Genomic DNA, 23,328 nt, shown 5'->3' with positions numbered 1-23,328 from the left:
GACTGCATGATGGAATCCATGATTCGCGATATTAAATTAGCGCCGTCCGGACACGCAAAGATCGACTGGGTGAAGCGCTTCATGCCGGTGATGGCGGCTGCGGATAAGGAGTATTCCGTTTCAAAGCCCTTCGAGGGCATTAAAATGGTGATTACGCTTCATCTCGAGGCGAAAACCGCTTATATGGCAACGATATTCAAACATGCGGGCGCAGAGGTTGCCGTGACCGGCAGCAACCCGCTCTCGACGCAGGACGATGTTGCAGCCGCGCTCGTTGAAGAAGGCGTTCATGTATTCGCATGGCATGGATGCACAGAGGAGGAGTATTCCGTATTCCTCAATAAAGCGCTCGATATCAAGCCCAACATTGTCATTGACGACGGCGGGGACTTGGTGGATATGCTTCATACCTCTCGTCGGGAGCTGCTGCCAACGCTCATTGGCGGCTCCGAGGAGACGACCACGGGGGTTCATCGTCTCTATGCACTAGAGCGTCAGGGGAAGCTCGAATTTCCCATGATTGCGGCAAATGACGCATACTGCAAGTATCTCTTTGACAACCGTTACGGCACAGGGCAGTCCACATGGGACGGGATCATGCGGACAACCAATCTTGTGATTGCGGGCAAGACCGTCGTTATTGCCGGCTACGGCTGGTGCGGCAAAGGCGGTGCGATGCGTGCACGCGGTCTGGGCGCTAACGTCATCATTACGGAGGTAGATCCGATTAAGGCGATCGAAGCCGTGTTCGACGGATTCTATGTGATGCCGATGGACGAAGCTGCCAAGGTCGGCGATATTTTCCTGACACTGACAGGGAATAAGGACATTCTTCGCAAACATCATTTTGCCGCGATGAAGGACGGCGCGATGATGGCAAATTCCGGACATTTTGATGTTGAAATCAATATACCAGAGCTCGACGCAGGCTCCGTATCTCATCAAACCGTACGAGACAATATTGAAGAATACGTTCAGCCCGACGGGCGGCACCTCTACTTACTGGCAGAGGGAAGACTCGTAAATCTCGCGGCGGGGGACGGACATCCGGCAGAGATCATGGATCTTTCTTTTGGCGTTCAGTTCTTCTCCGCCCTGCATCTTCTACGTCATGGGAAAGAGATGAGCAAAGGCGTTCATCTGATGCCAGAGGAAATCAATGTTGAAATCGCAAATATCAAACTCAATTCGCTTGGCATCTCTATCGATACGTTGACCGCGGAACAAAAAGAATACCTTGGATTGGCATAAGGGGGCTTCCCGTGAATATACTGATTAAAGATGTCATTGCTCTTTTGCCAGATGGGACGACTCCGAAGACTGATATTGTAATTGTAGATGACCGTATTCTCTCAATCGGAAGCATTCCGGATGATTTTCATGCGGATAAAACGATAGATGGAACTTGTCAGTTTGCGATTCCGGGATTTGTCAATGCACATACGCATGCCTCAATGACGCTGCTCCGCAGCTATGCGGACGATATGAAGCTGATGGATTGGCTGCAGCAGATGATTTGGCCGATTGAAGCAAAGCTGCATTCTGATGATATTTATTGGGGGGCTATGCTTGCCGCAGTGGAGATGATTCGCAGCGGTACCACGGCTTTTGCAGATATGTATGGCCCCGATATGGAGCGTGTTGCCGAAGTCGTCGAGATTTCTGGACTACGAGGCGTTCTCTCGAGAGGATTGATAGGCGTTGCGCCTGATGCGGAGAAGAAACTCGAAGAAAATGCTGCACTTTATGAGAACTATCACGGGACTGCAGACGGGCGCATCACCGTGATGTTTGGACCGCATGCTTTATATACGTGTCCTCCTGCATATCTAAAAAAGATTGCACGAAAAGCACAGCAGTTTGGCGCCGAAATACATATACATATGTCCGAGACGGTAGGAGAGGTAGAGTCTTGCATCAAAGAGTATGGCAAACGCCCTTTTGCACATGTGGCGTCTACCGGTTTGTTTGAGAACGGAACCCTTGCCGCACATTGTGTGCATCTTGATGATGAGGATTTTTCTATCATCAAGAAATATAATATCCGCATTGCCCATAACCCCGGCAGCAATATGAAACTTGCCAGCGGCATAGCACCTGTTCCACGGATGCTAAAAGAAGATATCTGCGTAGCGCTGGGGACAGACGGGGCATCCAGCAATAATAATTTGGATATGGTAGATGAAGTGCAATTGGCTGCACTTTTACATAAAGTAGACACACGTGATCCGCTTGCCATCCCCGCGCTCACAGCCGTCAAGATGGGGACAGAGTATGGTGCTCAAGCACTTTCATTAAAAGATGTCGGACGCCTAAAAGAAGGGCAGAAAGCAGATATTGTCCTCTTCTCCATGCATAGTGCCGAATGGACACCCTGTTATAATCCGGTATCGTTGCTTGCCTATTCCGGAAAATCCTCATCCGTTGATACCGTGATTGTTGATGGCAAAATCCTCATGGAAGACAGGCAGCTTAAGACCCTAGATGAAGAACGAATTTTATACGAAGCAAAACGTACTGCGGATCGTCTCACAAAATAGTGTATTCGTGCTCCGATAAAGTTTAATGAAGAGATATCAGCTTTCCTATGCCTCCTTCTCTTTGAGATGGAGGCATAGTGTGATATGGAGGGATTCTCATTGAAAAAACGAAGTTCCGGCCGACGGACATCGAAAGCCCGTGGGAGTGCCCCGGCGAAAGGTTCAGGACGAAAATATGAGTTTATAGGGCTTGTACTTCTAACATTTTCCTTACTCTCAGGTGTTGGCCTTCTTGGTTGGAATGTCGGTTTTATCGGCATTTTTTTTGCAAATATATTTCGCTACTTATTTGGCTGGGGGGCCTCATTTGCGATTCTCGTCATTGGAATTGTGAGTTTGCAGTATATTCTGCATCATAGAGGCTTATTATATACGAAGCGTTTTTTTGGTGTGATCGGATTATTTATATCGATCCTTGCGGCATGGCATCATTTTGTCGTGCCTATCGGGGAGGAAATACTGCCTCAAAACCTCACGGATGGGGGAGGGCTTTTAGGCGGGAGTGTTCTTTTAGCCCTGCGATTCTTCGTTGGCGTAGACGGCGCCATTATTCTTCTCATAACGATTATTGTCGGATCGGTTCTTTTGGCGACGACATGGTCGTTTGCTTCCGGATATATTCGCACGAAAGAACAAGCAAAAAAAGGAGCCGCTGCTGCCGGTACAGTTGTCAGTACAACATATGAGAAAATGAGCGCAGTCGGAGAGAAAATTGAAGAGAAAGCAGCGAATATCGTAAACGAAGTGCGTTCCTCTGTTCCATATAATCAAGAGAACGATCATCTTTTTTCTGAAAAAGATGTGGCTCGGAATGTGATATCTGTTGCGGTTGCAGCGGAACAGATACCTGCCACCCACCGGCAGTCGATCTTTCCAATTAAATACGAAGAAGAGGCGGGAGAAGGAAACGGGGATACCTCTGCACCCGTTTTATATGATCATGAAGAAGACGTTTATAGCTCTGAGGGTATAGATATACATAAGGAAGGTGCGGTAGTCGAAGAGAGAGAAACGACGGAGATTGACTCTATGCCGACTTCTCATAGGATGAAAAAGTCGACGCATACACGAGAGAGCGAGGAAAACTTTTCTTTACATACCGGAGAAGAACACTCCTACGAGCTCCCCAAAGTTACTAATATACTTTCAAAGCATATAAAACAGGAAAATGAGTCTTTAGCACAGGAGATTGAGGACAACGCACATATCCTACAGCAAACGTTAGAGAACTTTCACGTTAATGCAAAGGTAATTAGTGCTTGTCACGGCCCCGCGGTCACACGCTATGATCTAGAGCCTGCCCCCGGCGTAAAGGTAAGTAAGATCGCAAATCTAGCGGAGGATATTGCGCTCCAACTGGCCACTTCTTCCGTCCGTATCGAGCCCGTTCCGGGCAAGGCGGCCATCGGCATTGAGATACCGAATCGAATCCTCGAGGGGGTTCAGTTGCGGGAGGTTTTAGAAAATCCACAATTTCAAGAAGCAAAATCGAAGCTTACTGTCGGACTAGGAAAAGACATCAGCGGACAAGCGATTTTTGCCGATATCGGGAAAATGCCGCATCTATTAGTCGCGGGCGCGACTGGTTCAGGAAAATCCGTCTGCATTAACACCTTAATCTCGAGTATTCTGTTTAAAGCGGCACCGGATGAAGTAAAATTTATCTTGATTGATCCTAAGATGGTGGAGTTGTCAAATTATAACGGTATCCCACATCTCATGGTCCCGGTGGTGACAGATCCTAAAAAAGCCTCTTCCGTATTAAATTGGGCCGTGCAGGAGATGGAAAAACGATATACGATTTTTGCGAATCATGGTGTCCGTGATATTAAGACATTTAACCGTCGGTATGTGGAAGAAAAAATTCCGTTTATTGTCATTGTGATCGATGAGTTGGCCGATCTTATGATGATTGCTCCGCGTGATGTTGAAGATGCCATCTGCCGTATTCTGCAAAAAGCACGCGCAGCAGGAATCCATATGATTCTTGCGACACAGAGACCTTCGGTGAACGTTATCACCGGTATCATTAAGGCAAATTTGCCGTCGAGGATTTCATTTGCCGTGTCGTCGCAGGTTGATTCGCGCACTATTCTGGATCGCGGTGGTGCCGAGACATTGCTTGGGAAAGGAGATATGCTGTTTTCTCCACAAGGCGCTTCTAAACCAATGCGTGTTCAAGGCGCATTTATCAGCGATGAAGAAGTTGAGTTCCTATTAGATTTTATCCGTGCGCAAGGACAGGAAGTAAGTGAAAATGAAGAGCTCGTCAACTTTATAGAAAATGAAGCAAAAGAAAACGAAGAACTAGGCGAAGATGAATTTCTTGTGAAACAGGATAAACTTCTTCCGGATGCCGTAGATCTTGTCATGTCAACCGGACAAGCATCATCCTCAAGTATTCAAAGAAAATTCCGTGTCGGCTATTCACGAGCAGCGCGTTTAGTCGACGCGATGGAGGAACTCCACATTATAGGTCCCAGTGCGGGAGGGAATAAACCGCGTGAGATTCTCGTAACAACGGAACAGGCGCAAGAGCTTGTGAAGAGTATTATGCAATAGGGTGTAATTTTTTAAATTCTATGATATACTTACGCTCAATCGGTATTTCCCCACGATACTTTTAGGAGGGTGTCTAGATTGAAATATATGACCGGTAACGAGTTACGGGAAGCCTATCTTCAGTTCTTCGCAGAAAAAAAAGGCCATCTTCGTCTGGCAAGTTACTCTCTGATTCCTGAAGATGATCCGTCTCTTCTTTTAATAGGCGCCGGAATGGCTCCTTTGAAGCCCTTTTTTACAGGTAAAATGAAACCGCCGTGTCCCCGTATCACAACGTCTCAGCGTTGCGTTCGCACAGGCGATATAGAGAATGTCGGGCGTACGGCGCGGCATCAGACGTTCTTCGAAATGCTGGGGAACTTTTCCTTTGGGGATTATTTTAAGAAAGAGGCAATCCCTTGGGCTTGGGAGTTTTTAACGGAGGTGGTAGAACTTCCGAAGGAGAAGCTGTGGATCTCCATTTATCCGGATGACGAGGAAGCGAGCTCCATTTGGCTTGAACAGCCGGGGCTGCTACCGGATCATATTGTTCCGTTAAAGGACAATTTTTGGGAGATTGGTCCCGGCCCCTGCGGCCCGGACTCCGAGATCTATATCGATTTGGGCGAAGAACGCGGCTGCGGAGAACCTACCTGCGGCGTCGGCTGCGACTGCGATCGCTTCCTTGAAATTTGGAATTTGGTCTTTACACAATACGATCGTACCGAGGACGGGGAATACAACCTTCTTGCACATAAAAACATCGATACCGGCTGCGGCTTGGAGCGGCTTGCTTCCGTCGTTCAAAATAAAGAAACGAACTTCGAGACGGACCTTCTCTACCCGATCATCGCCTATGCGTCGAAGATTTCGGGTATCGCATACGGCGCAGACAAACGCAAAGATATTTCGCTCAAGGTGATCGCGGATCATGCACGTTCTATCTCCGTCATGATCATGGACGGTATCCTGCCGTCCAACGAAGGGCGCGGCTATGTCCTGCGCCGCACGCTGCGCCGTGCGATCAGGCACGGACGTATGCTTGGCATTACGGAGCCGTTCCTTGACGGTGCAGTGGATGCTGTCGTTGAGATTTTCCGCGGTGCGCCCGATTTCAGCGAACTCACAGCAAAACAAGAATACATCAAACGCGTGATCCGTGTCGAGGAGGAACGCTTTGCATCGACACTTGCGCAGGGCATGGAGCTGCTGAACGGTGAGATCGATCGTCTTAAAGAGGAAAACAAGCTTGTCCTGCCGGGAGACGTCGGATTCAAACTCTATGATACCTATGGATTTCCGCGCGAGTTAACGGAAGAAATTCTGCATGAACACGGCATCACACTGGACGGTGTAGATTTCGACAAAAAGATGGAAGAACAGAGAAACCGTGCGCGCAGTGCGCGTGCAGAGAATCAGGCGGTTGCCGTACCTGATCTGTCAAATATTGATACGAGTGCCCTGTGTTCCGACCCTACCGCCAAAGAAGCCGTCGTCGCAGCGATTTGGCATGAGGGCGAAATTGTTGAATCACTTCATGACGGTGAGAGCGCGGGGATCATCCTCGATAGAACACCGTTCTATGCCGAGGGCGGCGGGCAAGTCGGAGATGAAGGGATGCTACGCAGCGATCTCGGATATATTTCGATCAGCAATGCAAAAAAACTTCCCGACGGTACGATTTATCATATTGCCTATGTGGAAGAAGGAGAAATCCATCGTGGCGACCGCGTGGACATTACGGTGAATAGGGAGCGAAAACTCTCCTCTGCGCGTAACCACACGGCGACCCATCTTCTCCAAGCGGCGCTCCAACGTGTTGTGGGCGCTCATGTCAAACAGGCAGGCTCCTTGGTGACACCGGAGCGGTTACGCTTTGACTTTACTAATTTTGAACCCGTTACGCAGCAGCAACTCCGTGATATTGAGGAGTTGGTAAACGCAGAGATTTTGCGTTCTGTCGATCTCGATATCTCTATGATGCCGATTGCAGAAGCCAGGAATATGGGCGCCATGGCGCTCTTTGGCGAGAAATACGGCGATGTTGTCCGTGTGGTCAGCGTTCCCGGGTTCAGTATCGAATTGTGCGGCGGATCGCACGTCAGCAATACTGGGCAGATTGGACTCTTTAAGATCGTTGGAGAATCCGGTGTCGCGGCAGGTGTACGCCGTATCGAGGCTATTACAGGAAAAGCGGCGTTTTCCTACGTGTCTACGCTTTATCGTACCGTACAGGAAATATCCGGCAAATTAAAAACAAGACAGGAAGAGCTATCCTCTCAAATCGATAAAATCCTTGACGAGAGAAAATCTATGCAAGAACAATTGCGTCAATTTGCTGATTTTAGAGATAAAGCCGATGCACAGAAACTGCTTATGGGAGTCCGCGAGATTGGATTGTTCCATGTTGTCGTTGGAAAAGCTAATGTCGATTCCATAGATGAACTTCGTATCATCGCCGATCTTACCTGTGAAAAACTGGATCACGGGATTGTGATTCTTGCCGCAGTTATTGATGATAAGGTCAGCCTTGTCGTTAAGGCGGATAAGAGTGCCGTAAACAGCGGAGCGCATGCCGGCCATATTATCAAAGAGGCCGCGAAGGAAGTAGGCGGCGGCGGCGGCGGACGTCCGGATATGGCACAGGCAGGCGGAAAATTTCCCGAAAAGATTTCGCAGGCATTTGATGCGGCAATTGCCGTTATTCATCGCCAGATAAATATTTAAATTTTCTTGGATGGCTGTCACATATGTTGACAGCCATTTTTTAGAAAGGCATACGGATGGATGTTGATATTACAATAGCGCTAAAAAAATATATAAGACGCACCTGCGCAGTGTTATTCATCTTGATAGTCTGTATTTTTTATATCATCATACGGACGGCTCAGACTAATGATGCGGTGATCGTCGTTGAAGGACAAATAATGCACCGTATAGATAATATACTCGCGCCGAACAGCGGTACGATAGAGGCACTTATAGTTGAAGATGGAGGCTTCGTTGAAGAGGGGACTAAGTTAATGACCATCCGGAATACATTATCCGACGAAGATCTTTTTCGTTTACAACAAAATGTAGATCTATCAAAAAGAAATCTTGAGCAACTTCAAAACGGTTCCATTGGAAGCGCGCAGAGAAGTATTCATGTAGATGAAAATAATCGGGATCTTCTTGAAGCACAGGATCGAATGGAGCGTATGAAATCCCTCTATGAAATGGGCGCAATTAGCGCTGCGAAAAGAGATGAAGCTATTGCAAATTACGAAGTTATCAAAAGCACATCATCTTATTCATCTCCCGTGTCAATGAAAATATCTGCCGATGCAAAAAGCATTGAAGTTGCAGAACGACAAGTTAAAGCAGCCGAAGATGCGTTAAAGAAAGCAAAAGCCGGAACAGAAACAGTCAATATTTTTTCATCAAAAGCCGGAATGATCATAGAACTTCCTATTTCGTCAGGAGATCATGTTCAAGCGGGAGATGTCCTTTTACAGATGAACATTGCAGAACATCCGTGGATTGAGGCTGAAGTTAATGGTGAAGATGTAGATAAAGTATACTTGGGGCAGTTGGTACGGTATCGACTAGCACGCATGGAAGTACGGGGAACGGTGCAGGAAATTTCAGATATGGAGGGGGACAACGATAGAAAACGTGTTGTGATATCTATACCGCCGGACGAATCGAATCTTGGGGAGGATGCAGATCATATCAAGCTGTATTTTATGCCGTGAGATATCTCGCCGGTAGGATATGTCACTTTACTTTTCGAATAAAGCATTTTATACTATGACATAATAAAGAGTTATCGTGTGAAATGACTTTTGAGGGAAAATAAAAAATGCCAAATCATAAACTTAGAGATCATCTGACAGATCAATTGTGCGATGCTACAATTTTATTGAATACGAGAGAAGAATGTTACCGGTTCTTTGAAGATATATGCACAATTGCCGAATTAAAAGCTATTGCGCAGCGGCTGGAGGTTGCACATATGCTATACGAAGGAAGAACATACGAAGATATTGTAGCGCAAACAGGAGCAAGCACGGCGACAATCAGCCGCGTCAAACGCTGCCTGAATTATGGGGCCGACGGATATTCGCTTGTTCTTAGTAAGCTCTTTCCTCATGTACCTCAAACAGAGGACCGCTATGTGTAAATCCAGTTGAGACTTTTCATGATACAGCGTATACGACAATTTTATTGGGCGATATTCGGGAAAATAGATGCGCGTTCTTATGCATTCATTAGGTGCTATCTGACCGGCGACGAGCAAACTCTTTTTTATGCAATGCATCCTTCAGATCGACTTCATTCGCTTTATGTGGCAGTTACTGCAAAAGAGATTTATCGAAAGGAACGGATCTTATCCTCTGATGAATATATCTTTCTCATTCGCTGTGCATTACTTCATGATATAGGAAAAACCAAAGGAACGATTGGTGTTTGGGGGAAAGTTCTTTCTGTTCTTGTGTCCCGTTTCTATCCTGCGATAATACCTATCTTCATCGCAAAAAAAGATTATAGGGGAATCCGTGGAAGGATCGGAACAGCCTTTTATGTTTATTGCCGTCACCCCAAAATTGGTGCTGAAAAACTTCGTGCGATAGGATGTAATAAAGAAGCGGACATTGTAGAGCAGCATCAAAAAAAAGAAGTACCGCAAGATTCTCCGGTACTTTCCATTTTGAAACGGGCGGATTCATATAACTAACGATCAATATCCTCGCAGCTTGTCTACGACATTCATCATACCAATACGCTGTGGGAATATCTGGAGGTTGTTGCGAAAGATCTTGAGAGAACGGTCAAGATACATTGGCGAAACCGATGAATAATGCGGCGTGATATATAAATTTGGAATATCCCATAACGGAGAATCCTCCGGTAACGGTTCCACTGCAAAAACGTCAAGAGAGGCCCCGCGAATACGGCCTGAGGTAAGGGCTTCAATGAGATCGCTTTCGTTTACCACGGCACCTCTTGATACATTGATGAAGAAAGCCTCTTTTTTCATGAGGCGGAATAAATCTCGGTTAAACATGTTTGTTGTTTCCGGTGTCAGCGGAAGTGTGACAATGATATAATCTGCGCAAGAGAGTGCTTCGGAAAGATGTTCTATCGGAAACAGCTGATCTACAAACGGCTCGGTTGTTTCTTTTTGCTTTACGGCAACAACGCACATCCCCATATTTTTCAAATGTTTTGCGACCTCTCGTCCGATACTTCCGAGTCCGATGACAGCCGCGGTTTTTCCGTATAATTCATCAGGGGAAGTTAAGCGGCTCCACCGATGTTTTTTTTGATTTTCCCACGCTTCGATTAACCTGCGGCTCGATGCGAGCATTGTCCCAAGAACATGCTCGGCCATAGGAATACCATGGATACCGCGCGAGTTTGTGAGAAGTATATCTGAACGTCGGAAAGCTTCGCTTGCAAGAAGCATTTCGACGCCCGCGCTAAAGGCATGAATCCACTTTAGTTTTGGCATCTGTTTCAGGAACGCATCTATATTCATTTGTGAATCATATCCTAATAATATATCGATATCGGGCATAACAGAAACAGCTTGTTCCGGATGCCGGCATGTAACACTGCAGCCGGGGGCGGCATGATGCAGAAGTTCAATCTGTTCATCACTCAACCTGACAAAGGAAAGAAGATGCAGCTCCATATATAAATCCTTTCTGGCGGGTAATAAAGTTTATACAGCATTCGCTAAATATTAATTATTCGCTGAAATAGTAGAAAACCCTTTTATATTTTTATTTTAACTATCCATAATGGTAATTATGGATAGTTAAAGGATATGTGAATTTTATAACTTATGATTGACAATACTGTGCTTTAATTCTATAATTTAGATATTCGGTTATATAATTTTTAATTATACTTTTTAATCGAGGAGTGAGTTCTTTTATGGCAAAGAATCCAGTAAAAATCACTGAGACCGTTCTCCGCGATGGACATCAGTCACTGGTGGCAACCCGCATGAGAATCTCGGACATGCTCCCACAGCTTGAGGCACTTGATGCTATCGGGTACAATGCGCTCGAAGCTTGGGGGGGAGCGACGTTTGATTCATGCTTGCGTTTCCTTGATGAAGATCCGTGGGAACGTTTAGATACCTTAAAAAAGCACTTAAAAACGCCGATCCAAATGCTCCTGCGCGGACAAAATCTTCTCGGTTATAATCATTATTCCAACGATGTTGTAGAAAAGTTTGTTCAAAAAGCTTCGGCACATGGTGTCGGCGTATTTCGCATATTCGACGCACTCAACGATATTCGTAATTTAAAAGTAGCGATTAATGCCGCACTTCATTGCCCTGAAACCCCTCATGTCCAGGGATGCCTCGTGTATACCATCAGTCCAGTTCATACCAATGAAATGTTTGTTGAATTAGCCGTTAAATTAGAAGAGATGGGATGTCATTCCGTCTGCATTAAGGATATGTCAGGCCTTCTGAAACCTTATGTCGCCGAAGATCTTATAACTAAACTTAAGGCTGCTGTGAAAATCCCCATTGATTTGCATACGCACTGTACCTCCGGCTTCGGTCATGCAACATATCTCAAGGCTGTTGAGGCCGGAGTCGATATTATTGATACGGCGCTTGCCCCCTTCTCCAGTGACACCTCGCAGCCGTGTACGGAGACGATGGTTGCGATGCTTGAGGGCGAGGAACGCGACACGGGGCTTGATCGTCAGGCAATGACGCCAATTTCCAAGCATTTCCTCAAGGTGAAGCAAGATCTGATTAAAACCTTCAATCTAAAAGGATATTTCGACATCAATCCGAATGTCCTTGACTTCCAGATCCCGGGCGGTATGCTTTCCAATCTTGCAAATCAACTCAAAGAAGCCGGCATGGAAGACCGATATCAAGATCTCCTTGATGAGATGCCGCGCGTTCGAAAGGACATCGGTTATCCTCCGCTTGTTACGCCGTCCTCGCAGATCGTTGGAACGATGGCAACCTTTAACGTCATGACCGGTGAGCGGTATAAGATGGTTCCAAACGAGTTTAAGGATCTTGCGCGTGGAAAATTTGGCAAGACGCCGGTCGAGATCGATCGTGCATTCTTAACGGATACCTTGAAGATAGATCCCAAGGACATCATCGAGGACTGCTCCATCGAAGACGCCAAGGCGAAGACGTTTGCAGAATTTAAGGAAGAACTCAAGGGTAAAGGATATCTGAATCCTTCCGACGAGGATGTTCTGTCCTATGCGCTTTTCCCTCAGGTCGCAGAAGAGTTCTTCAAGGCGCATTACAAGCCCATCACCGCATATGTAAAAGAATAAACGCTTCCTAAAATAATTTAAGGGGACAGATTGTTTTGCCGTCTGTCCCCTCTTCGTATTCAAGAAAAAAATACTGATTTTCCGATGAACTCCCGTAAAATAGAGTTGTTCGGTATCTCTTCCACGGCCGTTATCTCGTTCACATACTGTAAGAATCGGAGAATTAAGGCGGCTTCCGTATAGCCGTCGTCCCCTTTCTTAATCTCTTTGAGTAGCGGAACCGCGTATTTCTTTAACACTCCGACCTCATAAATCAATGCGGAATTGAAAAGAACATCGGCATCCTCTTGAAATGGGAATATATATTTTTCCTCTCCTGCTCTTACATCCGGCCACTGTTTGATGCTTTTAATGGCTTTTGACCCACGAAATTGATAGTCTCGTACCAAACGGCGTAAAAAGCGTATGTCTGTCGTTGGAATCCTATTATGAGCATCAATATTCAATTGGGTTAATGCGCTTATATATATTTTATACTTATTTTTTCGTGGAATATCCTTTGTAAGGGCTTCATTTAGCCCGTGAATTCCCTCTATAATAATGGGCTGATTCGATCGAATTGATATGGGGGCGCTCATGCCCCATTCCCTTTTTCCGGTAACGAAATTAAATCGAGGCAGGAGGACTTCTCTTCCGGCAAGAAGATCGACCATATTTTGATTGAAAAGCCCTGTATCAAGCGCTTCCAGACACTCGTAGTCATATTCTCCGCGTTCGTTGCGCGGTGTGTCTTCGCGATTGAGAAAATAGTCGTCTAGAGAGAGCATGATAGGATGCATTCCGTTGACACGTAGTTGTATGCGCAATCGCTGTGCAAAAGAAGTCTTTCCGGAGGAAGATGGACCCGCAATAAGAATGAGACGTGTATCATCACTATTAGAGGAAATATGGTCTGCAATCTGTGCTATTTTCTTTTCTTGCAGCCCCTCTGAAATCCGAATAAGTTCCCCTATCTCATGGCTTTTATTAATTCTATTGAGATCGGAGATATAACGACAGTCCAAAATGTCAGCCCATGTTTTAGATTCGGATAGGATCAGTTCAAATTTTGGCTGGCGTATTCGTTTGCGTATTTTACCATTTGTCATCTCGTCCGGAGTACGGATTAGTACCCCATTTTTTTCATAATCCAGTTCAAAGTGATTTAATCCTTTTGTTTCATGAAGCATTGGGCCGTACAGATAATCTGAGTAAGATTTACATGTATATAAACTAATATAAGACTGTGGAAGTTCCGATATAAGGTTCACTTTCCCATATCTACCTTCTTTGCGAAAAAGATCGAGTGCTTCTTCTCGCGAAATAGAGTACTTGAAAAAAGATAGATTTCCGGCAATCATTTTCCGCATTATCACATCAATTTCTTTTACGAACTGGGCGTCGACGTTCTTTTTTGAGCATTGTATTTCACAAAATAATCCCTTATTCACTGTAAATTTTGCAATTACCTCTGCATCTCTGTCTAATTCATGTACGGCTACGATTAAAAGAAACAGTATAGACCGCCGATAGATTCTCCAACCAAGACGAGAATTTAGCTCGATGAATTTAATATCATTGGTTTCATGATGTGATGATTGCAGGTCTCGAACCTCTCCATCAACGATAGCGGCAACGATTAAACTAGAGTATTCATTTTGTTTTTCTTTTGCCATTTCAAGTAGTGTTTTCACCATTTGATATACCCTCCTCATCTCATAGTCGATAGAAACAGTCTTGCGTTTTTTATGTCCCTACGCTCATTACATACATAAAAATCCTGCCTATTTATAATGCAGGATTTTATTTTGTATAGGTATTTAAGTATCTAAATTAGAAAGGTGACTAGTTTATATGTCAATGCACCCATAACGGCGGTGCAAGGGATCGTCAATATCCATGCAATAACCATTTGTCTTGCAACTCCCCAACGCACGGCATTGATGCGCTTTGCGGCGCCGACCCCCATAATTGACCCGGAGACCACATGTGTCGTACTCACGGGCAAATGGAGAAGCGTTGCACCAAATATGATAATAGAGGAATTGAGATCAGCTGCAAAACCTGAAATCGGCTGGAGTTTAAATATTTTCCCTCCGATTGTTTTAATAATGCGCCATCCGCCTGCCGCGGTACCACATGCCATTGCCGTTGCCGCTAATACCTTGACATACGTCGGCACTTCAAATGCATCGATATATCCTCCGGATAATAAGGCAAGCGTGATAATGCCCATAGACTTCTGCGCATCGTTTGACCCATGAGAAAATGACATTGTCGCAGCCGACAATATCTGCATCTTTTTAAACTTACCGTTGATGGATGTCGGTCGAAAGCGACCGAAGAATCGAAAGAGAAACGACATGATAATACACCCGGATACCAATCCGATCAATGGAGAAAGAATCAATGAAAGAATAATTTTGCCAATTCCATAAAAGTTTAGCCCATCAGCCCCGACAGAAGACATGAGAACAGCCCCTATGACACCGCCAATCAGTGCGTGTGAGCTGCTCGATGGCATAGAAAAACGCCATGTGACAATATTCCATATAATAGAGCCAAATAATGCGGCAATAAGGACATGTTCATCAACATGTCCCGCAGATTTCACAATATCAGAGCCGATAGTTTTTGCAACCCCCGTACTATACATAGCACCGAGAAAATTCAAAACAGCCGCCATGATGATGGCATGCTGCGGATGAATTGCCCGCGTTGAAACGGAAGTCGCTATCGCGTTCGCTGTATCATGGAAGCCATTGATAAAATCGAAAATCAATGCCAAAAGAATCACTAAAAAAATTAAAAGCTGCAAATCAGGCATATTTCATTACCACTCCCCGCAGCATATCGGCAATGAGTTCACAGTGATCGAGCGTATCTTCTAATTGTTCTAAAATATCCTTCCATCGTATGAGTTCAATCGCATCCTTTTCATGCTCAAAAAGGTATGCTACTTCTTGACGGTAGATGGAATCACCTTCGCTTTCATAGCGTTCAATTTTATGTGAAGCATCCAGAATTTGAACTTGATTTTTTCGTATATTATCCAAAAACGAAATTGCACAAACTACTTCTTCAGTGGCCAAAATGAGTAATTCGGTAAGTTTGATCGCGCCCTGCATCGGTTTGCCGACATGATACATATTGTATCGCTGTAATGTTCCTTGCAGTAGATCTACCCCGTCGTCTAAATTGTTCGCAAGAGCATAAATATCCTCGCGATCAATGGGTGTAATAAATGTAAGATTTAACTTATCAATAATACGATCGTTTACATTATCCGCTTCATGTTCAATACGATCGATTTCTTCGACTTTTTTACTTGCACATGTATAGTCTTTCATCACTTCATTCAGAACTAAAACACCTTCATGAAAAAACTTAGCACTTTCTAGGAAGAGACTGAAGAACTCGCCGTCTTTTTGTTTGAAATTAAACATAATATAAAGATCCTTCCTACAATGTGCAAGTTTAGAGGCACATATCAAAAGTCTACGATGCAATAATATCATTATTTAGCATTGACAGCAAGACAAAATTCAAACACATATATAGAAACAATTTTATTATTATTTTTTACGAAAAAGCTTTCAATCAGCAAGTATATTTTTGCATGATCGAAAGCTTTTTAAAGTACGGCAGTATTTTTATGTCGTCGTTCACGGAAGAATTGTTTAATAATAGAAGAACATTCATCAGCTAATACATTAGCACATATCTCCGGTTGATGATTTAGCGCAGCACACCCAGGAATATTAAAAAGGGACTCACAAGCTCCGGCTTTTATGTCCGGCGCGCCGTAGACGACACGACTGATACGGCTCATGACAATTGCTCCGGCGCACATGGGACAGGGTTCAATTGTGACATACAAGGTCATACCATTTAGTCTCCAGCGTCCCAATTTATGACAGGCACGTTGAATTGCAATAAGTTCAGCATGCGCTGTCGCATCGTGTGTGGTTTCACGTAGATTATATCCGGTAGAAATAATTTCTCCCGAACAGTCTAAAATAACGGCGCCTATTGGAACTTCTCCAAGTGTGTAGGCATGTTCTGCTTCTAGAAGAGCTAACCGCATTCCGGTAATATCATCCGGCATTGGTTAATTTCTCCTGTACGTTAGAAATATCAGCTTTCCCTTCATAAAAAAGAGATTGTGTAGGCCGTCCGACTTCAAGAGAATATGCCTCGTTTGTTTTGTGAGGTTTATCCCCTATGTCTTTTTGTTTCTTTTGTATTTCATCTTTGAATATAGACGAAAATGTTTTACGCCGATCATTTTCTTCATACCCTTTTTTTCGTTCAAAAAGCTCATCACTACTGAATTTCAATTGCTTTACGCGCGTAATTCGACGAATACGTTCAAGCATACTCTCCACCTCCTACTTTGATATTAACATACTATTCTTTCTTCTATAAATAAAATCGTTTTCTTTATTAAAAACTTAAATAAAAATGACCTCCGCATTTATTTACAAAGGTCATTTTTCAGTACACGATGAAAATAGTATTTTACTTTAGCGCATCGCCTAACTGTGCATTGACTTCCCGTGCAGCTTGCACGCTTTCACCAAATTTTGTTTTCTCTTCACCTTCAAGTCTTACATTAACGACTTTTTCAAAGCCGGTTTTTCCGAGTACGATGGGAACGCCAACACAAAGTCCCTTTTCACCATATTCGCCCTCGAGATAAACACAACAAGGAATAACTTTTTTTGCATCCAAAGCAATTGCTTCTACGAGCGTGGCTGCGGAAGCCCCGGGGGCATACCATGCGGATGTACCGAGAAGTCCGGTTAGAGTGGCCCCCCCCACCTTCGTTTTCTGAACGACATCATCTAGCGTCTCTTTTGAAAGCAACTGGGTCACTGGAATCCCTCGTAGTGTTGCAATGCTGACAAGAGGAACCATTGTCTTGTCATTATGTCCGCCAATAACCATTCCGTCGACGTCCGTCGGTGTTGCAGGATGACCGGCCTCATTAAGCGCTTCGGATAAATAATAGCGGAAACGGCTGCTGTCAAGCATGCCTCCCATGCCGATGACTCGATTACGAGGAAGTCCCGTCGACTTCAACGTGAGATAAGTCATTGCATCCATAGGATTAGAAATAATGATGAAGATCGCATTTGGAGAATATTTCAGAGCCTGTTCGACAACTCCCTTAACAATCTTTGCGTTTACTCCGACGAGCTCTTCCCGTGTCATTCCAGGCTTACGCGGCAACCCAGATGTAACAACGACGACATCAGAAGCGGCCGTTGCGGCATAGTCGTTTGTAACACCGATGACAGTTGTGTCATAACCTAAAGCATGCGAGGACTGCATCATGTCCATTGCTTTACCTTCAGAGACGCCTTCTTTGATATCAATAAGGACAACTTCGCTCGCAAACTTTTTCAGCGTAATTACATTTGCTACTGTAGCGCCTACATTACCGGCGCCAACCACAGTCACCTTCATAAGTATTTCCTCCTTAAAAAATATGCTTATGCCCCATTTTGTAATAAGTTATATGATGGTAGACAAGATATATCAATAGATAATATCTATGGAATCATTATAGCATTCTCTCTCAAAAAAATCAATTATGTTTGTGAAAAAGTTCACGAAAAACTTCATACCAATTAAATAAAAGAGTAGCTATAAGTAGCTATATATACAGTGGATTCTGGTAGCATAACGGCCATTTTTATTATACGCCTCAGTGAGAATATTATTATTCTGCGACGGGCTTCATGGTCGGGAAGAGGAGGACGTCACGGATGGAGGGACTGTCCGTGAGCAGCATGACGAGACGGTCGATGCCGATGCCGAGCCCGCCCGTCGGCGGAAGTCCGTACTCGAGCGCCGTTACATAGTCGCGATCCATGACATGCGCCTCCCCATCGCCCGCTTCGCGCTGGGCGAGCTGTTCGATGAAGCGCTGTTCTTGGTCGATGGGATCGTTCAGCTCGGTGAAACCGTTTGCAAGTTCACGCCCGTAGATGAAAAATTCAAAGCGATCCGTGATACGCGCATCGTCCGGATTGCGTTTTGCGAGCGGCGAGATCTCCGTCGGATGCCCGGTGATAAAAGTGGGCTGAACGAGCCTCTCTTCCACCTTTTCCTCAAAGGCGGCGTTGAGTATCCCGCCGATGCCGTGCCGCTCTTCGAACGGGACGCCGATCTCCTTTGCCATGGCGCGCGCCTCATCCACGGTCTTGCAGGAGAGAAAGTCCTTGCCGGTGGCTTCGCGCACCGCGTCGTTCATGCTGACGGTACACACTGTGCCGAGGTCGATATCAACACCTTGATATGTAATCTTCGTTGTGCCGAGCACGTCCTCTGCCGCGCGGCGCACGATGCCCTCGGTGATCTCCATGAGGTCGCGGTAATCCCCGAATGCCTGATAGATCTCGATGGAGGTGAACTCCGGGTTGTGCCGGACATCCATGCCCTCGTTGCGGAAGATGCGTCCCATCTCGTAAACGCGGTCGAGTCCGCCGACGATGAGCCGCTTGAGGCTGAGTTCCGTCGCGATACGCAGATAGAGATCGATGTCGAGCGCGTTGTGATGCGTGATGAAGGGACGTGCCGCGGCGCCGCCCGCGATCGTCGAGAGGACGGGCGTCTCGACTTCGAGGAAGTCGCGCTCATCCAAATAATTGCGGACGGATTGTATGATTTTCCCGCGTTTGCGGAAGGTGTCGCGCACCTCGTGATTGACCATGAGGTCAAGATAGCGCTGACGGTAGCGCGTATCGACGTCTTTGAGTCCGTGAAATTTTTCGGGCAAAGGGCGCAACGATTTGGACAGCAGATCAAAATCCTCGACGCGGACGGTGACTTCACCGCGCCGCGTCTTGAACACAACGCCGCGAATGCCGATGATGTCGCCGATGTCGAGCCGACAAAACTCCTCTTTGTACTTTTTCTCGCCGAGGATGTCCTGCTTAAAATAGATCTGTACGTTGCCCGTGCGGTCGTTGAGCGTGCAGAATGAGGCTTTGCCGTGCCCACGGATCGCCATCAGACGCCCCGCGATGCGCACCTCGCCCCCCTCCTCGTCCTCGCCGAGATAGTCGTACTTCGCACGGATCTCCGCCGCGTAATCCGTAACCTCGAACCGATGTCCGAACGGAGCGACGCCCATCTCTCGGAACGCATCCATCTTTTCGCGGCGCACGCGCATCATCTCGTTAAGATCCTGCTCTCTCTCTTCTGCCATAGGTGTTCCTTTCACTTCTTAATGTCGACGATCTTGTATCGGATCATGCCCGCAGGAGCGCTCACGTTGATGATTTTGCCGATTTTCTGTCCGAGAAGCGCCATGCCGAGCGGCGACTCGTTGGAAATCTTGCCCTCGTCCGGATCTGCCTCCGTCGAGCCGACGATGAGGAAGGTCTCGTCCTCGTCGAACTCGATATCTTTGACCGTGACGCGGCTCCCGATCGTCACCGATTTCCCGTCGCCCGCCTTGATGATGTCGGAATTGCGGATTTTATTTTCCAGTTCCTGAATCTCGCCTTCGAGAAACGCCTGCTCGTTTTTCGCGTCGTCATACTCGGAGTTCTCGGACAGATCGCCAAGGGCGATCGCTGCCTTGAGCCGCTCCGCCACTTCGATGCGGCGAACGCTTTTCAGATAGTTGAGCTTTTCGACGAGCTTATTGTACCCGTCTTCCGTCAGCATGACTTTCTTTTCCGTCATTCAAAATTCTCCTTTGCTCTGCGTCTTCCGTGTTGATATGTGACAGCAGCGCCGCCATATCGGCACGACGCTCTCCTGCGCGGACGAGTGAGAGACGCTCACTGCGCCGCATTTTTTTGATTTCGTATTCTCTCTTTTGCGCTTCTTCCTTGGTCGAAAATGCTTCCGCATACACGAACTTCACCGGACGGCGCGCTCTCGTATACTTTGAGCCGGTGCCGTCGTTGTGCGCGGCGAGCCGCCGCCGGAGATCGTTCGTCCACCCCGCGTACAGACTATCGTCCGCACAGGCGAGGAGATATGCATAGTTCATTATTCCGCGTCTTTGAGCGTGATTTTTTCGATAACGACGTCATGCACGGGGCGGTCGCCGTAACTCGTCGGCGTATGCCCGATCTCGCGCACAACGTCCATGCCCTCGACGACCTTGCCGAATACGGCGTGATGATTGTCAAGCCACGGTGTCGGCGCGAGCGTGATGAAGAACTGACTGCCGCCCGTATTAGGGCCTGCGTTCGCCATCGACAGGATGCCCTCGTCGCTGTGTTTGAGCTCCGGGTGGAACTCGTCGGGGATATGGTAGCCGGGGCCGCCCGTGCCATTGCCGCTCGGGTCGCCGCCCTGAATCATAAAGCCGTCGATGACGCGGTGGAAGATCAGCCCGTCATAGAAGCCTTTCTGCACGAGATCAATAAAGTTCTTTGTGGTAATCGGCGCGTTATCTTCAAATAATTCAACCTCAAAAGTTCCCTTGTTGGTCGTAAAAACTGCAATACGGTTTGCCACGATTCCGTTCGCTCCTTTTCCTTTATCCTGATCCAAAAGCATATTGAACGACATCCCCGCACTGCCGTTGTGCGCCGCAAAAAATATGCCGGCAGCCACAACGACGAGACAGAGCGCAAGGATATAGAAATTCTTCCCCATTCTACCGAAAGCCACCTCATATTTCAATACATATTTCAAAAAGATTGCATTTCTCCCGAAATGCGCGGCGACCACACGGGAATCTCCCGCCCCGGTGCGAAGAAATTCGCCGGCGGCTGCCACGCGGGATAGCCGACCGAATGCATGGTCACGAGCGCGCCCGGATTGGTCTCTGCGCAAAACTCCTTCGCCCCGCGATCCATCGACGCCTCAAGACGCCCGTCCACGGGAAAGAACGCAAGATCGAATGACAGCCCTTTGAGCCGCTTCATCTGCTTACGGAAGCCGTTTTCCGCGAGTTTTCGATTCTCCGCGGTATCACCGAGCCAATCCCACCAATTGAAATCCCCCGCATGGAAGATCCTGCGTCCACGCGTCTCAACGAGAAACGACGTCCCCTCGTCGGTTGATGAAAACGAGGTCACGGCAATCGTATCGTCCTGCCACGCGTCATAGATCGGCATCCAGACGACCTTGTCCTGCGGGATGCGGGATGCCCCCGGCACGCTGCGGATGTCCGCACTGAGGATATAGCGCGTCGTCTCCGCTCCATACTGCGCGATATGCGGGCTGAAATGGTCAAAATGCGCATGCGAGGATAGGAAATATACCTTGTCATAGCCGCCCTTTTTGAGTGCCTGCGGAACGACGCCCGCAGGATCGTCAAAATCATCAAAGATGAGCAGTACATCGTCCACGTGGACGAGAAATCCGCTGTTGAGCAAATAGGTCACATCAATCGTGTGTGCATCCGCCATACAGTTCACTTCCTTTCGTGTTCATTGTCGTCCTCGTCGGAGGCGGACGCGTCGTTTTGATTGATGCGCCCGAATCCGCGCCCCATGACCTCGTTTGCGGACATGATAATGACGAACGCATGAGGGTCGACGTTGTGAACGATGAATTTTAATTTGCCCACCTGCGTCGTCCCCACCGCCACAAAGACGACGTTTCGTTCCCTGCGCGTATAAGCGCCCTGCCCGTGCAGGAAGGTGACGCCGCGGTGCATCTCGTCGATGATGTTCTCCGCGATTTCGCGGTATTTATCGGAGACGATGAGCACCGCCTTGCGGTGGTTGAAGCCTGCGACGATCTTATCGACGACCGTCGCGTTGATGAACATATAGATGAGCGTGAACATCGCGGGCGCCATGCCGAACAGGAACGCCGCGATGAGCATGATGAGACAGTTCATTGCAAAGAGGACGCCGCCCATATGCAGGTCGTAGTATTTTCGAACAATGGCGGCAAGGATGTCAAATCCCCCCGTACTGCCGTTCATGCGGAATACGAGTCCATAGCCGAGCCCCGCGAACACACCGCCGTATACGGTCGTCAGCATCATGTCGCTGACGGGCGCATACGCGTTCAGCGGGCGCGTGAGATCGAGAAACGCCGAGAAGATCGCCGTGCCGATGATGATGTCGACGGTATAGCTCCGCCCCATGAGTTTCCACGCCATAAAGAGCAGAGGAATATTGTAGAGAAAGGTCTGAATACCGATTGGCAGTCCGAAGAGGTAGTAGACGATCATCGCGATGCCGGTCGCACCGCCCGTGAGCAGATGCGCGGGAATCAAGAAGAGGTTGATGGCGGAGCTCGCGATGAGACAGCCGAGCGCGATGCCCATATAGCGCATCACGCGGTGCCCAAGGACGCGCATATGCACATGATGCATCATTTCGCATATCCTCCGATCCGCACGGGCTGCTCCTTCGGCAGTGCGGACACATCGATGCTCTTTGCCGCGATGAAGCTGCTGCCGAGATCGAGCACATCGGCGTCGCCATCGTTTGCAAGCGCCATCTCATCCGCCTCCTCATCGCTGAGCGGCAGCATCGTGATGCGTGCCGTCGTGAGGAAGCCGCCTTCGGGGTCAATATTCAGCACGAGATGCCAATGAGGATGTGCCGGATGCGCATAGACATAGCAGGTATTGTCGTCGAGCAGCTGCCGGGACGCCTTGCCGTATGTCTTAAAGATATAGCCGGCGGTCGCGCCTCTTCGTATATTTTTCCGCAGACGGTACGCATCGCCGGCGAGGGCAATATCCGCAACGCGTCCGCTCGCCGCCGCAACGGAGACAGTCACATCTCCGTAAGTACAGGCGTTCAGGCGGATGCCGCGCACATAGACCGTCTTTTCAAAAGTAGGAGCGCCCCATTTTTCACGCAGCGTCTGCTCCGTATTCCCCAATGATATGCCCCGGTAGGAGAAATCGGCGTCTACAACGCTCCCTCCCGCCTCCGCGGGTACGGTGCGGAAAAGCACAGCCACGCATATGACAAGGAGACAACGAACGTACTGTTTCAAAATATCCTGCATC

22 protein-coding genes are annotated in these 23,328 nt (G+C 47.3%); 8 read left to right on the top strand and 14 right to left on the bottom strand.

Annotated elements, in window-relative coordinates; translation table 11 throughout:
- Window positions 1-9 precede the first annotated feature (9 nt).
- The 7 genes from HMPREF9161_RS01645 (at window position 10) to HMPREF9161_RS09680 (ending at window position 9,801) form a co-directional block, all read left to right on the top strand.
- Window positions 10-1,251 (top strand): adenosylhomocysteinase, encoded by a 1,242-nt coding sequence (locus HMPREF9161_RS01645; RefSeq protein ID WP_037348531.1) that lies wholly within the window; start codon window positions 10-12, stop codon window positions 1,249-1,251.
- 11 nt (window positions 1,252-1,262) lie between these two features.
- Window positions 1,263-2,540, top strand: a complete 1,278-nt coding sequence (locus HMPREF9161_RS01640; protein WP_009727935.1) for an amidohydrolase — start codon at window positions 1,263-1,265, stop codon at window positions 2,538-2,540.
- 84 nt (window positions 2,541-2,624) lie between these two features.
- Entirely contained in the window at window positions 2,625-5,102 is a 2,478-nt protein-coding gene (locus HMPREF9161_RS01635; RefSeq protein WP_009727934.1) for a DNA translocase FtsK, read from the top strand.
- A gap of 87 nt (window positions 5,103-5,189) precedes the next feature.
- The gene (alaS, locus tag HMPREF9161_RS01630) at window positions 5,190-7,808 is read left to right on the top strand and encodes an alanine--tRNA ligase (protein WP_198002169.1); all 2,619 of its coding nucleotides are present in this window, start codon (window positions 5,190-5,192) and stop codon (window positions 7,806-7,808) included.
- Between the two features lie 56 nt (window positions 7,809-7,864).
- Complete coding sequence (locus tag HMPREF9161_RS01625) at window positions 7,865-8,818, top strand: HlyD family secretion protein (RefSeq protein WP_037348530.1); 954 nt, start codon at window positions 7,865-7,867, stop codon at window positions 8,816-8,818.
- 107 nt (window positions 8,819-8,925) lie between these two features.
- Window positions 8,926-9,246 carry a YerC/YecD family TrpR-related protein gene (locus HMPREF9161_RS09685; RefSeq protein WP_071599602.1) on the top strand — a complete coding sequence of 107 codons (321 nt, stop codon included), beginning with the start codon at window positions 8,926-8,928 and terminating at the stop codon, window positions 9,244-9,246.
- A gap of 18 nt (window positions 9,247-9,264) precedes the next feature.
- Complete coding sequence (locus HMPREF9161_RS09680) at window positions 9,265-9,801, top strand: HD domain-containing protein (RefSeq protein ID WP_009727931.1); 537 nt, start codon at window positions 9,265-9,267, stop codon at window positions 9,799-9,801.
- A 3-nt stretch (window positions 9,802-9,804) separates the two neighbouring features.
- On the opposite strand, the gene HMPREF9161_RS01620 is transcribed toward HMPREF9161_RS09680, so the two are convergent.
- Complete coding sequence (locus HMPREF9161_RS01620; protein ID WP_009727930.1) at window positions 9,805-10,761, bottom strand: D-2-hydroxyacid dehydrogenase; 957 nt, start codon at window positions 10,759-10,761, stop codon at window positions 9,805-9,807.
- A gap of 245 nt (window positions 10,762-11,006) precedes the next feature.
- Here HMPREF9161_RS01620 and HMPREF9161_RS01615 point away from each other — a divergent pair, with 245 nt between their 5' ends.
- Entirely contained in the window at window positions 11,007-12,395 is a 1,389-nt protein-coding gene (locus tag HMPREF9161_RS01615; RefSeq protein WP_009727929.1) for a pyruvate carboxylase subunit B, read from the top strand.
- Between the two features lie 59 nt (window positions 12,396-12,454).
- On the opposite strand, the gene HMPREF9161_RS01610 is transcribed toward HMPREF9161_RS01615, so the two are convergent.
- From HMPREF9161_RS01610 to HMPREF9161_RS01550, 13 genes are all read right to left on the bottom strand, one after another.
- On the bottom strand, window positions 12,455-14,071 hold the full coding sequence (locus HMPREF9161_RS01610; protein ID WP_009727928.1) for a nucleoside kinase: 1,617 nt from the start codon (window positions 14,069-14,071) through the stop codon (window positions 12,455-12,457).
- 131 nt (window positions 14,072-14,202) lie between these two features.
- Window positions 14,203-15,201, bottom strand: coding sequence for an inorganic phosphate transporter (locus HMPREF9161_RS01605; protein ID WP_009727927.1), 999 nt, complete (start codon window positions 15,199-15,201; stop codon window positions 14,203-14,205).
- A complete protein-coding gene (locus HMPREF9161_RS01600) occupies window positions 15,194-15,820 on the bottom strand; it encodes a DUF47 domain-containing protein (RefSeq protein WP_009727926.1) in 627 nt (208 codons plus the stop codon). Before HMPREF9161_RS01600 ends, HMPREF9161_RS01605 begins: the two co-directional genes overlap by 8 nt.
- A gap of 188 nt (window positions 15,821-16,008) precedes the next feature.
- Window positions 16,009-16,482, bottom strand: a complete 474-nt coding sequence (gene tadA, locus HMPREF9161_RS09675) for a tRNA adenosine(34) deaminase TadA (protein ID WP_037348529.1) — start codon at window positions 16,480-16,482, stop codon at window positions 16,009-16,011.
- Window positions 16,472-16,753, bottom strand: a complete 282-nt coding sequence (locus HMPREF9161_RS09670) for a hypothetical protein (protein WP_009727925.1) — start codon at window positions 16,751-16,753, stop codon at window positions 16,472-16,474. Before HMPREF9161_RS09670 ends, tadA begins: the two co-directional genes overlap by 11 nt.
- Window positions 16,754-16,895: 142 nt before the next feature.
- On the bottom strand, window positions 16,896-17,846 hold the full coding sequence (locus HMPREF9161_RS01585; RefSeq protein ID WP_009727924.1) for a malate dehydrogenase: 951 nt from the start codon (window positions 17,844-17,846) through the stop codon (window positions 16,896-16,898).
- A 256-nt stretch (window positions 17,847-18,102) separates the two neighbouring features.
- Window positions 18,103-19,593 carry a lysine--tRNA ligase gene (gene lysS, locus HMPREF9161_RS01580; RefSeq protein WP_009727923.1) on the bottom strand — a complete coding sequence of 497 codons (1,491 nt, stop codon included), beginning with the start codon at window positions 19,591-19,593 and terminating at the stop codon, window positions 18,103-18,105.
- 11 nt (window positions 19,594-19,604) lie between these two features.
- Window positions 19,605-20,075, bottom strand: coding sequence for a transcription elongation factor GreA (greA, locus tag HMPREF9161_RS01575; protein WP_009727922.1), 471 nt, complete (start codon window positions 20,073-20,075; stop codon window positions 19,605-19,607).
- Window positions 20,032-20,388 (bottom strand): GIY-YIG nuclease family protein, encoded by a 357-nt coding sequence (locus HMPREF9161_RS01570; protein ID WP_009727921.1) that lies wholly within the window; start codon window positions 20,386-20,388, stop codon window positions 20,032-20,034. Before HMPREF9161_RS01570 ends, greA begins: the two co-directional genes overlap by 44 nt.
- Window positions 20,388-21,002, bottom strand: coding sequence for a peptidylprolyl isomerase (locus HMPREF9161_RS01565; protein ID WP_009727920.1), 615 nt, complete (start codon window positions 21,000-21,002; stop codon window positions 20,388-20,390). The genes HMPREF9161_RS01570 and HMPREF9161_RS01565 overlap by 1 nt, the downstream gene beginning before the upstream one ends.
- A 35-nt stretch (window positions 21,003-21,037) precedes the next feature.
- Window positions 21,038-21,760, bottom strand: coding sequence for an MBL fold metallo-hydrolase (locus tag HMPREF9161_RS01560; protein WP_009727919.1), 723 nt, complete (start codon window positions 21,758-21,760; stop codon window positions 21,038-21,040).
- A gap of 5 nt (window positions 21,761-21,765) precedes the next feature.
- The gene (locus tag HMPREF9161_RS01555) at window positions 21,766-22,683 is read right to left on the bottom strand and encodes a YitT family protein (protein WP_009727918.1); all 918 of its coding nucleotides are present in this window, start codon (window positions 22,681-22,683) and stop codon (window positions 21,766-21,768) included.
- Window positions 22,680-23,327, bottom strand: coding sequence for a hypothetical protein (locus tag HMPREF9161_RS01550; protein ID WP_009727917.1), 648 nt, complete (start codon window positions 23,325-23,327; stop codon window positions 22,680-22,682). Before HMPREF9161_RS01550 ends, HMPREF9161_RS01555 begins: the two co-directional genes overlap by 4 nt.
- Between the last annotated feature and the right edge of the window lies 1 nt (window position 23,328).

This window comes from Selenomonas sp. F0473 (assembly GCF_000315545.1).
GTDB lineage: Bacteria > Bacillota > Negativicutes > Selenomonadales > Selenomonadaceae > Centipeda.
This window is presented reverse-complemented; position numbering and strand designations above follow the sequence as displayed.

Excerpts from the sequence above, each read along its gene's own strand:
- HMPREF9161_RS01645 (WP_037348531.1), top strand. The coding sequence starts at position 10 with ATGGAATCCATGATTCGCGATATTAAATTAGCGCCGTCCGGACACGCA.
- HMPREF9161_RS01635 (WP_009727934.1), top strand. The coding sequence starts at position 2,625 with ATGGAGGGATTCTCATTGAAAAAACGAAGTTCCGGCCGACGGACATCG.
- alaS (WP_198002169.1), top strand. The coding sequence starts at position 5,190 with ATGACCGGTAACGAGTTACGGGAAGCCTATCTTCAGTTCTTCGCAGAA.
- HMPREF9161_RS01625 (WP_037348530.1), top strand. The coding sequence starts at position 7,865 with ATGGATGTTGATATTACAATAGCGCTAAAAAAATATATAAGACGCACC.
- HMPREF9161_RS09685 (WP_071599602.1), top strand. The coding sequence starts at position 8,926 with ATGCCAAATCATAAACTTAGAGATCATCTGACAGATCAATTGTGCGAT.
- HMPREF9161_RS09680 (WP_009727931.1), top strand. The coding sequence starts at position 9,265 with ATGATACAGCGTATACGACAATTTTATTGGGCGATATTCGGGAAAATA.
- HMPREF9161_RS01620 (WP_009727930.1), bottom strand. The coding sequence starts at position 10,761 with ATGGAGCTGCATCTTCTTTCCTTTGTCAGGTTGAGTGATGAACAGATT.
- HMPREF9161_RS01615 (WP_009727929.1), top strand. The coding sequence starts at position 11,007 with ATGGCAAAGAATCCAGTAAAAATCACTGAGACCGTTCTCCGCGATGGA.
- HMPREF9161_RS01610 (WP_009727928.1), bottom strand. The coding sequence starts at position 14,071 with ATGGTGAAAACACTACTTGAAATGGCAAAAGAAAAACAAAATGAATAC.
- HMPREF9161_RS01605 (WP_009727927.1), bottom strand. The coding sequence starts at position 15,201 with ATGCCTGATTTGCAGCTTTTAATTTTTTTAGTGATTCTTTTGGCATTG.
- HMPREF9161_RS01600 (WP_009727926.1), bottom strand. The coding sequence starts at position 15,820 with ATGTTTAATTTCAAACAAAAAGACGGCGAGTTCTTCAGTCTCTTCCTA.
- tadA (WP_037348529.1), bottom strand. The coding sequence starts at position 16,482 with ATGCCGGATGATATTACCGGAATGCGGTTAGCTCTTCTAGAAGCAGAA.
- HMPREF9161_RS09670 (WP_009727925.1), bottom strand. The coding sequence starts at position 16,753 with ATGCTTGAACGTATTCGTCGAATTACGCGCGTAAAGCAATTGAAATTC.
- HMPREF9161_RS01585 (WP_009727924.1), bottom strand. The coding sequence starts at position 17,846 with ATGAAGGTGACTGTGGTTGGCGCCGGTAATGTAGGCGCTACAGTAGCA.
- lysS (WP_009727923.1), bottom strand. The coding sequence starts at position 19,593 with ATGGCAGAAGAGAGAGAGCAGGATCTTAACGAGATGATGCGCGTGCGC.
- greA (WP_009727922.1), bottom strand. The coding sequence starts at position 20,075 with ATGACGGAAAAGAAAGTCATGCTGACGGAAGACGGGTACAATAAGCTC.
- HMPREF9161_RS01570 (WP_009727921.1), bottom strand. The coding sequence starts at position 20,388 with ATGAACTATGCATATCTCCTCGCCTGTGCGGACGATAGTCTGTACGCG.
- HMPREF9161_RS01565 (WP_009727920.1), bottom strand. The coding sequence starts at position 21,002 with ATGGGGAAGAATTTCTATATCCTTGCGCTCTGTCTCGTCGTTGTGGCT.
- HMPREF9161_RS01560 (WP_009727919.1), bottom strand. The coding sequence starts at position 21,760 with ATGGCGGATGCACACACGATTGATGTGACCTATTTGCTCAACAGCGGA.
- HMPREF9161_RS01555 (WP_009727918.1), bottom strand. The coding sequence starts at position 22,683 with ATGATGCATCATGTGCATATGCGCGTCCTTGGGCACCGCGTGATGCGC.
- HMPREF9161_RS01550 (WP_009727917.1), bottom strand. The coding sequence starts at position 23,327 with ATGCAGGATATTTTGAAACAGTACGTTCGTTGTCTCCTTGTCATATGC.